Annotated in this window: 10 protein-coding genes; 6 read left to right on the forward strand and 4 right to left on the reverse strand. The window is 65.2% G+C overall.

Annotated elements, in window-relative coordinates:
- The first annotated feature begins 403 nt into the window (after positions 1–403).
- The 5 genes from FJZ36_15515 to FJZ36_15535 all read left to right on the forward strand — a co-directional run bounded on the left by FJZ36_15515 (position 404) and on the right by FJZ36_15535 (position 6,260).
- Positions 404–1,810, forward strand: a complete 1,407-nt coding sequence (locus FJZ36_15515) for a YjgP/YjgQ family permease (GenBank protein ID MBM3216308.1) — start codon at positions 404–406, stop codon at positions 1,808–1,810.
- On the forward strand, positions 1,744–2,937 hold the full coding sequence (locus FJZ36_15520) for a YjgP/YjgQ family permease (GenBank protein ID MBM3216309.1): 1,194 nt from the start codon (positions 1,744–1,746) through the stop codon (positions 2,935–2,937). Before FJZ36_15515 ends, FJZ36_15520 begins: the two co-directional genes overlap by 67 nt.
- A 50-nt stretch (positions 2,938–2,987) precedes the next feature.
- Positions 2,988–4,379 (forward strand): hypothetical protein, encoded by a 1,392-nt coding sequence (locus tag FJZ36_15525; GenBank protein MBM3216310.1) that lies wholly within the window; start codon positions 2,988–2,990, stop codon positions 4,377–4,379.
- Positions 4,380–4,503: 124 nt separating this feature from the next.
- Complete coding sequence (locus tag FJZ36_15530; GenBank protein MBM3216311.1) at positions 4,504–5,787, forward strand: alpha-L-fucosidase; 1,284 nt, start codon at positions 4,504–4,506, stop codon at positions 5,785–5,787.
- A gap of 23 nt (positions 5,788–5,810) precedes the next feature.
- Entirely contained in the window at positions 5,811–6,260 is a 450-nt protein-coding gene (locus FJZ36_15535; GenBank protein ID MBM3216312.1) for a hypothetical protein, read from the forward strand.
- 28 nt (positions 6,261–6,288) lie between these two features.
- On the opposite strand, the gene FJZ36_15540 is transcribed toward FJZ36_15535, so the two are convergent.
- From FJZ36_15540 to FJZ36_15555, 4 genes are read right to left on the reverse strand one after another with little or no spacing between them, the layout of a single operon-like run.
- A complete protein-coding gene (locus FJZ36_15540) occupies positions 6,289–6,579 on the reverse strand; it encodes a hypothetical protein (protein ID MBM3216313.1) in 291 nt (96 codons plus the stop codon).
- 1 nt (position 6,580) lies between these two features.
- A complete protein-coding gene (locus FJZ36_15545) occupies positions 6,581–6,865 on the reverse strand; it encodes a hypothetical protein (GenBank protein ID MBM3216314.1) in 285 nt (94 codons plus the stop codon).
- A gap of 18 nt (positions 6,866–6,883) precedes the next feature.
- On the reverse strand, positions 6,884–8,320 hold the full coding sequence (gene holA / locus FJZ36_15550) for a DNA polymerase III subunit delta (protein ID MBM3216315.1): 1,437 nt from the start codon (positions 8,318–8,320) through the stop codon (positions 6,884–6,886).
- Between the two features lie 33 nt (positions 8,321–8,353).
- Positions 8,354–9,388 (reverse strand): MoxR family ATPase, encoded by a 1,035-nt coding sequence (locus tag FJZ36_15555; GenBank protein MBM3216316.1) that lies wholly within the window; start codon positions 9,386–9,388, stop codon positions 8,354–8,356.
- Between the two features lie 396 nt (positions 9,389–9,784).
- Between FJZ36_15555 and FJZ36_15560 the strand changes: the two genes are divergently transcribed.
- Positions 9,785–11,265: hypothetical protein (locus FJZ36_15560; protein ID MBM3216317.1), on the forward strand; the 1,481-nt coding region annotated here is incomplete at its 3' end.

Raw genomic sequence — 11,265 nt, forward strand, 5'->3', positions numbered from 1 at the left:
CGACTGGCACAATGCCACGCAAGCCTACTACCTCCAGCGGGAAACCACGCGCCATGGTCAGACGCGTCGGCAGGTAGAGGTAGGTCTGACGAGCCTGGATGCGACGACCGGTTCTCCCGAAGCGCTGTTTCGCCTCCGCCGACAGCACTGGCACATCGAGAACCGCAACCATCGAGTCCGAGACGTCACCTATGACGAGGATCGATCCCAAGTCCGTTGGGAGCTACGCCCTGCGTCGTGGCGACAGTAAGAGCCTGCCTGCTGGGATTCCTGCGCCGCAACGGAGTCGACAACGTCGCCCGAGCGACTCGACGATTCGCAGCCAAACCCCAGCAAGCATGGCAACTCAGAGGACTCATACATTCGTGAAACGGCCCTGCTGGTCGGAACCGCCCATTTGTCGATGCCCGCCTTCCCATTGTCTTCGGCGGCTCGCTTGCCGTTGACATTAGAGGCGACGCACCTTGTCCTCGATGTCGAGAGCGGGCCCTGTCAAACACTCCGACTTCGGCGCGAAAACGACGAATGCACGACGGACCACGCCGCCGAGCGTCCTTACAGGCATCGCGCGATGCCGCTGGTTGCCGATCCAAGGGCGTTCGTCTACCATGATTCCAGCGCCATCCGCGTCGCATGCGGCTGCCCACGCGAATCGAAAGTCGAGCCAGCGCCGTTGAGAGTCATCACTCGGTACGTCCTGCGCGAGTTCCTCCTCTTCTTCCTCCTGGCGTTGGTCGCGACGAGCTCGATCCTGATCCTCCGCCAGATCTTCCTGCTGACCAAGCGGTTCGTCAGCAAGGACATCAGTCTGTGGTACCTCGCCGAGCTGCTCGTCTACGCCCTGCCGTCCGTTCTGGCGCTGACGATCCCGATGGCGGTTCTCGCGGGCATGCTCATGGTGCTGGGGCAGTTCGCGTTCACAGGCGAGATCACGGCGATGCGCGCCAGCGGCATGGGCATCCACCGGTTGCTGCTGCCCGTCGCGGTCGTCGGATGCGTCTTCGCGGCGACGGACTACTGGATGATGGACGGCGGCCTGCCCTGGGGGAACCGCCACTACATCGACCTCTACCTGGAGCTGAGCCGGAAGAGCCCCGCCCTCGTCCTCGAAGAGGGCGTTGTCATGCGCAGCATGGAGGGCGACGAACGCCTCTGGTACTTCGAGCGGATGGAGCCCAAGACGAAGCGGCTCCGCAACATCCGCATCTGGGAGGGATACCGCGACGGACGACCCCGACTCACCACCGCCCGCGAGGCGTCCCTGAGCCTCATGAACGGCAACTCGGTTCTCACGCTCTACGACGGCGTCTCCTACGAGCCCGGAGAACGCGACGAGGATGTTCTCGCCATCCGGTTCCCCACCCAGGAGATGACCCTAAACATCGGCGACCAGTTCGCCCGATCCGGCGGAACCTACAAGATCTACCGCACGATGGATAGCGGGACCCTCCGCCAGGAGATTCGCGACCTGCGCGCCGAGCTGGCGAGCGCGCCGGACGCATCCGCCCGCAGCGTCCGCCTATCGCTGGGACGCGCCAGCATGGAGCTTCACAAGAAGTACTCGATCCCCTTCGCCTGCATCGCCTTCGCTCTCGCGAGCGTCCCGCTGGGCATCGTCACACGCCGCAGCGGGTTCATGATGGGGATGGCGATCGGCTTGCCGCTCATCATCGTCTACTATACGCTCCTGCGCGTCGGCGAAACGCTGGGAGAGCGGGCGATGATCCATCCGGTCGTCGGGGCATGGCTTCCCAACGTCCCCATCCTCGTCATCGGCGTCGCCGCCGGTCTCTGGACGCTCCGACGATGACGCGCAACGTCCTGCTGTACGTCGCTCTGCCGTCGGCGCTCCTGACCTGCTTCGTCCTCTGGATGCCCATGCCGATTCGGGCACGGTACGTCTTGCGAAAGTTCGCCGGGCTGTTCGTCCTGTCGTTTGTGCTACAAGTCGCGCTCATTCTGCTCGTGCGCTTCGGCGACCGGGAACTGGGCACCATCTTCTCCGACTCGCAGAGCCTCGCCGAAGGGCTCCGCTTGTTCCTTTACCGCGCGCCGGAACGCATCCTCGAAGTCATCCCGGCGTCGGGCATCCTCGCGGCGTTCTTCACGGTGGGGAGTCTCACACGCTCCCGTGAGATCGTCGCCCTCAAGTCCGCCGGCGTCGATCTCTACCGACTCGCGCTGCCGATCCTCGGGTTCGCGTTCCTCTGCTGCCTCGTCTCGCTGCTGTTCACCGACCGGATCGTCGCACCCTCCATCCAGCGCGTTCAGGAGCTCGACCCGACGACCACCTACGCCGCCGACCGCGAGATCATCTTCGTCGACAGCAGCGACAGCCTGGCGTACATCCAGTCCCTCGACGTGCCCGATCAGCGCGCCTACCATCTGACGTTCTACGACTTCCAAGACCGCGAGCTCGTCGCCGAAACCTACGCCTCCTTCGCCACCTGGGAACCGGGCCAGTGGCATCTGAGCCACGGATGGCGGCGCGACTACCGCGACGCGGGAACCGCCTTCGAGCGATACACTCAACGCGACCGCGCCCTGACCGCCGACCCTCAAATCCTTGTCGCCACCGCCAACGACCCTTCCGCGATGGACTTCAACGAGCTCCGGCGGGTCATCGCCTTCAAGACCCGCGCCGGCTTGCCGACCCGCGCCGAGGTCGTGCGGATGCATCACAACATCGCCTATTCCTTCGCTCTGCTCGTGGGAGTCATGCTGAGCCTGCCGCTCTCGATGCAGTTCGGTCGGTTCGCCGTCGCCATCGGCTTCCCGGCGACCATGCTCATCAGCTTCCTCTACTGGGGCATGGCGATCGCCATGTTCGAGGCGATGGGCGAGAACGGGCGTATTCCCGCCTCGCTCGCGCCGTGGATCGCCAACGTCGTTTTTGCCGTCATTGCGGTCGCCCTGTTCCGAGGGGTCCGCCGATGACTCCTTCGCCCGTCTCGCCCTCTACCTTGCGGTCAGCTAGGAGACGCTCCATGCGCCCGATCCGCGCGACCTTCGTATCGCTCGCCCTGTCCGTCCTCGTCCTCACCGGTGGAGCCCGCAGCGCTCGCGCGCAGGGCGACACAAGCGCCCTCGCGCCGACGCTCCCCGCAGCGACATCGAGCAGTCTCAACGCGTTCACCGGCGTCACGGTCATCGACGGCGACCCCTACTGGCGCGTTGATCTCCGCCCCGACTTCCGATTCGGACGCGTGGGGATCGGCATGAAGGCGGTTCTGCTCGTCGGGCAACCGTCGGGCGACGATCCCGACGCCGACACCAAGACGAAGCTCCTCACCGAAGACGGCGAGGAATGGGACTCCCTCAGCTCCTACCTGCGGGCGATCCGCTACGTCGAGTGGGCGACGCCGCGCGCGCCCTTCTACGCCCGCTATGGCGAGCTTTTTGACGTCCGCGTCGGTCACGGCATGCTGATGGAGGGCTACTCGAACTTCGACCGGCGCGGAGCCCGGCTCAACCTCGACCGGGGCTCGTGGGGCGCTGAGACGATGCTCAACAACTTCGACAAGCCGGAGCTCTTCGGAGGCAGGGCGTTCATCCGCCCCCTCGCCGGCACCGAGAGCCTTCTGAACCGCCTCACCCTCGGTGCGACCGCCCTCGTCGATATCAACCCGGTGCCCGACGCCGACGGAGCCAAGTCGGCGGGAATCACCGACGAAGACCCGCTGATCGCCTATGCCGGAGACGCCGCCTTCCCGCTCGTGCGCTCCGAGTCGATGCTCTTGGAGCTCTACAACGAGGTCGCCGCGACGAGCCTTCCGTCGATCTCGGACGCTGGCGAGCTGACGACCGAAGCGAAGATGGGCGACGCCGTCGGCATCGGGCTCGACGTCGCCTCGCTGCGCGCCAAGCTCGAATACCGGACGATGCAGGCGGGGTTCGTCCCGACGCTCTTCGGGTATGACTACGAGTACCTCGCCCGCACGCCGGATCACGGGATCTGGTTCGACCCGACGCGGACGGCGACCAACGGCTACTACGGCAGCGCGACGATGTCCTACCAGGAGAAGGCGTTCGTCGGAGCGATCTTCGAGGACTACAACGGCGACGGTCCCGACGGCGACCCGCGTCTCTCCGCCCGGTTCGTCGAGACGACGTTGCTGGAACCGGTCGACGTCCGCGCGTTCTACACCAAGCGCGGGATCGGCGGCGTCGACTCCAAGAACGAGGAGCAGTCCTTCTTCGAGGACTTGGTGGACCTCGACGAGAAGTCGCTGTTCGTCGTCGAGATCGCCTACAACATCCAGGGTCCCATGCAGCTCGTCCTGACGCGCGAGTATCGGTTCCGCGAACGCGCGGACGGCGAAGGGTTCGAGCCCATCAAGAAGACGACCGCGCAGATCGGCATCTCGACGTCCTTTTGACACTGAGATCGTCCAGGACTGCCGTGCGATGCGTTCCGTCATTCCCGCGGAAGCGACGGAATGAAGTTGCCATCGCGAAGCTGATTCTGGACACGCTCGACCGCACCCGTGAGGAGAACCGCCCATGACCTACGCACCGACCTGGGAATCCCTCGACAGCCGCCCGTGCCCGGCGTGGTTCGACGACGCCAAGTTCGGCATCTTCATCCATTGGGGGCTCTACTCCGTTCCGGCGTGGGGACCCAAGGGGCAGTACGCCGAGTGGTACTGGAACGCCATGGCGAACCGCGATGGCGAGACCTGGAAGTTCCACGCCAAGACCTACGGCGAAGGGTTCCGCTACCAGGACTTCGTCTCCGGCTTCCGCGCCGAGCTCTTCGAGCCGGAGAAGTGGGCGAACCTCTTCAAGCGAGCCGGAGCCCGCTACGTCGCTCTCACCTCCAAGCACCACGACGGATTCTGCCTCTGGCAAAGCCCCCATAGCTGGAACTGGAACAGCGTCGATGTCGGGCCCCACCGCGACCTGCTGAGCGACCTCACCGAAGCCGGTCGAGCCGCCGGGCTCAAGATGGGGTTCTACTACTCCCTCTACGAGTGGCATCACCCCGACTACCGCACGAACCTCGCCCGCTACGTCGACCGCCACATGCTCCCGCAGTTGAAGCAGGTCATCGAACGCTACGAACCGGCGATCCTCTTCTCCGACTGCGAGTGGGAACACCCCGCCGACTCCTGGCGTAGCCGCGAGTTCCTCGCCTGGCTCTACAACGAATCCCCCTGCCGCGACGAGATCGTCGCCAACGACCGCTGGGGCAGCGAGTGCCGCAGCTCTCACGGCGACTACTTCACGACGGAGTACGGACACGTCGGCGGAGGGAAGTCGCTCGCCGAGGGCAAGAAGTGGGAGGAAAACCGGGGAATCGGGAGATCGTTCGGCTACAACCGCAACGAGGATGTCGAGGACTACCTGACTGGGAAGCAGCTCGTCCACATGCTCGTCGAGCTGGTCGCCAAGGGCGGGAACCTGCTCCTGAACGTCGGCCCCACGGCGGATGGGCGCATCCCGGTCATCATGCAGGAACGCCTGCTGGAGCTCGGCAGATGGCTCGACGTCAACGGCGGGGCGATCTACGGGTCGCGGTCCTGGCGGCAGACAGGCGAGGAGGGCGTCTACTACACAACGCGCGACGGAGCCGTCTACGCCATCGCTCTGGGCTTGCCAGGACGCGAGCTCGCTCTGACCGCGCCCAAGCCGACGGCGTCAACGACGGTGACGCTCCTCGGCCGCGAAGGGAACCTGTCCTGGAAGTCCGCCGACGGGGCGATGCGGATCGAGCTTCCCATCCTCATGCCTCACGAGTTGCCCTCGCAGCACGCCTACGTGTTCCGCCTCACGGGCGTATCGTAGGAGCGGCGGAGTTTGTGTGCCGGATGGAGGAGATCCTGGACCTGTATGAAGAGCCGGATGACCCGAAGCGTCCGCGCGTGTGCTTCGATGAGCGCCCGTATCAGTTGTTGGAAGACCTCAGAGAGCCGCTTCCGCCCAAACCGGGACAACCGGAATGGGAGTACTACGAATACAGCCGTAGGGGTGTGTGCAACCTCTTCATGTATGTGGAGCCTTTCGCGGGCTGGCGGTACGTCGAGGCGACCGAACGCCGCACCAAGCAGGATTTCGCGCGATGCGTGCAGCGCCTGGTGGACGACTTCTTTCCGGACGCCGCGGTCATACGCGTCGTCATGGACAATCTGAACACACACAAGCCGTCCGCTCTCTACGAACTGCTTCCGCACACAGGACGCGCGCTCGAAACTCAAGACGCTGTATCCCACAGTTATCGAGTAACAGACCACTGGTTCCCCTGCACTGATCCGGACTGATCTGGAATGAACCCGCCGAGCGCTTGGATTAGGGGCATTCCGACCGGTCGTCGGTCAGAGCGGCACGGCGGGGCACCGGCTGCACCTGGTCGATCGTCAGCGTCAAATCGGCGTGCGCTTCCCGAAGCGCTTCGACCTGACCGCGCATCTCGGCGATCTCGCGGCGCAACGAGGCGAGTTGTTCTTCGAGCCCTTTCGGAACCGACCGGCGGAACCGTGTCAGGGCACCTGCCACGATCTTCAGAGCCATCAACGCGCTGATGGCGATGATCGCTGTCACCGGTACGATCACGTCAGGACCCACGGCAATCGGCACCATATCAGTGCGCCTCTTCCTGGCGACCCCGTGCGCCGATCGCCGCACGTGGTAGATCTTCGAGCATGAGCGTCAGGTCCGCCTGCGTCTCCCGGATCGCCTTGATGTCGGCGCGCATCTCGGAAAGCTCTCGCATCACCTTCTGCAGCTCGCGTTCCGTCGCGCCGCGAATCAGTCCGCTCTTCCGAGATGAGTACGAGATACCCATCCAAACGATGGCGAGCGTGATGCCACCGGCAATCGCCAACCCACCAAACAGCAACAACGCCAAGCCAGCAAACATGTGCATCTTCCTGCGCCTTCGCCGTCACCCGGCAGAGCCGGTCGGACGAATGATCCGTTCGATGGTGCGAGATAGGCTCAGGTCGCCGAACCCGCCTGACGACTTCATCTCCTCGTCGGCTTCGATCAGCCGCTCGTAGGCAACCAGCAACTCCGCCGTCGTGAACTTCGCCGACTGCCGGAACGCCAGATACGCCGCATAGGGCTTCTGTTTCAGCAGGTTCGTCTGAGCGCCCGACGGTAGGCTGCGAACCGTCTCCGCATCCCACTTCCCGTGGACGCCCGAACTGAACGCACCATAGCTCATCTCCGGCGCGACGTCGAGGACGCGCCCGCTTTCGCACAGCAGACGCGCCTGAAGCATCATCCGCACCTGCCGCACGAGCATCGCGTGGACGCGAAGGGGGGGTTCCCCCTGCTTGAGCACGTCGTCAAGGCACATGAGCGCCTTGGCGAGGTCGCGTGCGCCCAGCGCATCCGTCAGGTCGAACACCGAACTGGAAGTCCCGTCCGACACGGCAGCTGTGACATCGGAGAGCGTGATCTCCTCGGCATCGCCCACGTAGGCGACGAGCTTCTCCAGCTCGTCCACGATCCGACCCAGATCATCGTTTGTCCGCGACCGGAACGCCGCCAACGCATCCGACGCGATCCGCCGATCCGCGTCGTTGAGCCGCTTCCCGATGAACCGCGCGACCGTGTCGCGGGAAGCCGCGCCGCCACTACCGGAAAGCAACGAGTCCACATCCGCCACGACGCCGACCCGAGCGATCTCCCGCACCAGCGGCGACCGCCCGTCGACGCTTCCGCGAACCATCAGGACGACCGTGCAGGTCGGCGGAGGACCTTCCGACAGCCATTCCGAGAACCGCGACGCACTGGAGACGGCGTCCGTCGAGTCCGGCAGAGGCATCTCCCCGAAGGTCCCTGCAGCGCCATCCAGGAACGCTGCCAAGGCGGGAGCCTGAGTCAGAACGTCTGCCCGGAGAGCCGCCATCTGGAGCTGCGCCTCTGACGAGTCCAAGGGAACCGGTTCCAGTCCGAGCGCAACGAACAGCAGCCCAAGCGCCCGCGAGTCGTTGCCCGAATCGTGCGCGTCGGATGCCTGTTGCAGGGCTTCGACCGGCGTGGGAATCGCCGCGCCGCTGAGGAACGCCGGATCATGCACCACGACGACGCGACGGTTCCCCGCCATCGGGAACGTCTCTGCGATCGACGTCAGCTCCTCGACCGTCGTCACGGTTCCGTCCAGCATGTCGACATTCATCGACCGCGCCGCCGCGTCGGGCGACAGCGCCGCCACGATGGCGTCAGTGAGCTCTTCCAGCAGGTATTGCTCGGAGCCGAACGCAAGGTAGACCGGCGCCACCGATCCGCCGCGGATCGCTTGGGGGATATCGCGGATGTTGCGGATCTCGCCCAGACGCTGTCGGGCGTTGGACCCCGTGCCGGATCGCGCCATGGAGATGCCTTGAACCGCTGTTGGTTATCGGAATCAGGTTTGGCGTCGGCGCTCGCGGAATGGGACGTCCACGGCTTCGATCAGACGGTGCACGACGTCGAGGCTGCTGATGCCGTCGGCTTCGGCGCTGAAGTTGACGAGGATGCGATGGCGGAGCACGCGCGTGGCAATCGCCTGGATGTCCTCCGGCGTCGCGTGCGCCCTGCCGTGCAGGATGGCTCGCGCCTTCGCGCCGAGCACCAGGTACTGCGACGCTCGCGGACCGGCTCCCCACGCAACCCATCGTTTCACGAAATCGGGCGCCTGTTCGTTCGCCGGGCGCGAACGCGACGCCAGGTTGACGGCGTATTCGACGACGTAATCCGCGATCGGGACACGCCGCACGAGCTCTTGGAGTCGAGCCACGTCCTCTCGGCTGACGACGCTCTCGATCTGCGGATCGAGAGCCGATGTCGTCGTCAGGACGATCTCCTTCTCCTCGTCCACCGACGGGTACTCCATGTAGAGGCTGAACATGAACCGGTCGAGCTGGGCTTCGGGCAGCGGATAGGTGCCCTCCTGCTCAATGGGGTTCTGCGTCGCCAGCACGAAGAACGGCAGAGGGAGTTCGTAGGTCGTTCCGCCGGTCGAGACGCGGTACTCCTGCATCGCCTGAAGCAGCGCGGCTTGCGTCTTGGGCGGCGTGCGATTGATCTCGTCGGCGAGGACGACGTTGGCGAAGATGGGACCCCGCAGGAACTGGAACGCCCTTTTCCCAGTCGTCGGGTCTTCCTGGATGATGTCGGTTCCGATGATGTCGGTCGGCATGAGGTCCGGCGTGAACTGGACGCGGTTGAAGTCGAGGTCCAGCGCGCGCGCCAGCGTGCCGATCACGAGCGTCTTGGCGAGACCCGGAACGCCGACGAGCAGGCAGTGCCCGCGCGACACGAGGGCGATCAGGAGGTCGTCCAGTACCTCCTGCTGACCCACGATGATCTTGCGGAGCTCCTTGAGGAGGCGAAGCCGAGTCTCATCGAAGTACCGGATATCGAGGGCATCGGCATCCGTGGCGGGTCGGTCGTCGTTCACGCGGCTTCGTCTCCTGAGATCGCGACTCAAGGGCGGCGGCAACCGGGGTTCACCCGCGCAGTCTACCACGCGTCGCAGGGCTCCGCAAAAACGAACGCGCCTCCACGATCCCCGTTGACACGCACGTTGAAGCGGCGAGTGCGCAGGGCTGTTTCATGAAGCCACTCGGTTCCCGCACGGCGGGGTCCAGACGAACGCCCGCTGCTCCGACGGGACACCAGCCGTCCATGGAGCCACCGTTTCCGCTCCGTCGCTCCCGCGAAGGCGGGGCTCGCGGGAATGACCCGTTGGGTTGACCCGATTCGGGATCAGGCGGTCCGTTCATGAAACAGCCCTGCGAGTGCGTCTATCCGCTTGACGCGTGCGCCCTTCCGACCCACGCAGGAACCAGGCGGCATGGTGCAACGCCTGGCACGGCGAACGTGGTACCGCCTGGGAAACCGATCCTGGCAGGAGTCCGTTGCTCTGATGAGGCAGGCGACGTCAACGCGGGTCCAGGGAATAGGGAGGTCCCTCATGCCCAATCACTTCGGCAGCGATCTGACCCGACAGTTCTCAGCGTGCATCGAGGCTCTGACGCAGCCCGACGCCATGCGCCGCAGCCCGTACATCGAAGACGTCATCGCCGTTGACGGGAACGCTGGCTGGCGGCTGTTCGAGGCGGCAGCGCACAACGACCTGGACGCCGCCCGACAACTGCTCGACTCGGACGCCAATCTGGTTCACACCGAGTACTGGTATTCCTATCCCGTCCACATGGCGGTCTGGACCGGAAACGCAGCGATGACACGCTTCCTGTTGGAGCACGGGTCGGAACCGGGCAGGTCGCGGTTCATGTACTACGCGTGGGACAAGCTGCTCGCGGCGGCGCAGATTCGCGGATTCGATGACGTGCACGCCGTCCTCGTCGAGACGCTCCGGGAGCGGTACGCGTACCACTCCGACTTCGACGCCCTCGTCGCCCAGCCGATTCGCGACGGCGACATGGCCCGCTTCGACAACGCGCTGGCAGCCCGTCCCGAGCTCTGGACAGCGTCGGACGCGTTCGGGAATACGGGCATCCACTGGGCGGCGCTCACGCGGCAGTCTCATCTTGTACGGGCGTTTCTCGCGCACGATGCCGATATCGACGGTCGACGCGCCGACGGGCGGACCCCTCTCCTGTCCGCGATGAGCGGCGATTACTGGTTCCGCCGGCACAATCGCACGCCAGCAGACGAAATCGTCCGAGCTCTGATCGACCTGGGCGCCAAATACACGCTCACAGCGGCGTGCTACCTCGGCGACCTCGACGCCGTGGGACGCATCTTGAACGACGACCCGAAAGCCGCTAACCGGCTCGACAGCAGCCGCCAAAGCCCGCTGAGGTTCGCTGCCAGTCTCGGACACACGGAAATCGTCCGGCTCCTTCTCGCCAGCGGGGCGGATCCGAACCAACCCGAAGACCTCGCGCCGCAAGGCAGAGCCCTCTTTGAGGCGAGCGCGAACAACGACCTCGAAACTGCCAAGGCGCTCCTGGCAGCCGGCGCGGACCCGAACGCCGGCGCCGACTCCTCCGGGACCTGCCTGACCATCGTTGCCCACAAGCACCCGGAGGCATGCGGTTCCATGCAGGACCTCCTGCGGGCGTACGGGGCGGTCACGCCGCATTTCGCCCTGACCGCTGAGAACCTACGAGAGCGCGTCCGACACGACACGACGATTCTCGAAGACACGGAACACCTACGGCGATTCATCCAGTTGGGCGATCCCGACCTTCTGCGCGCCGCACTCGAAGCCTACCCGCGACTCGGCGAGCGGATCGAACCGCATTCCGACTGGCCCAGCGACGAGTACCCTGAGACCGTTGCCCAGTTCGAGTTGCTGATGCGGCACGG

This window comes from Candidatus Poribacteria bacterium (assembly GCA_016866785.1).
Lineage (GTDB): Bacteria > Poribacteria > WGA-4E.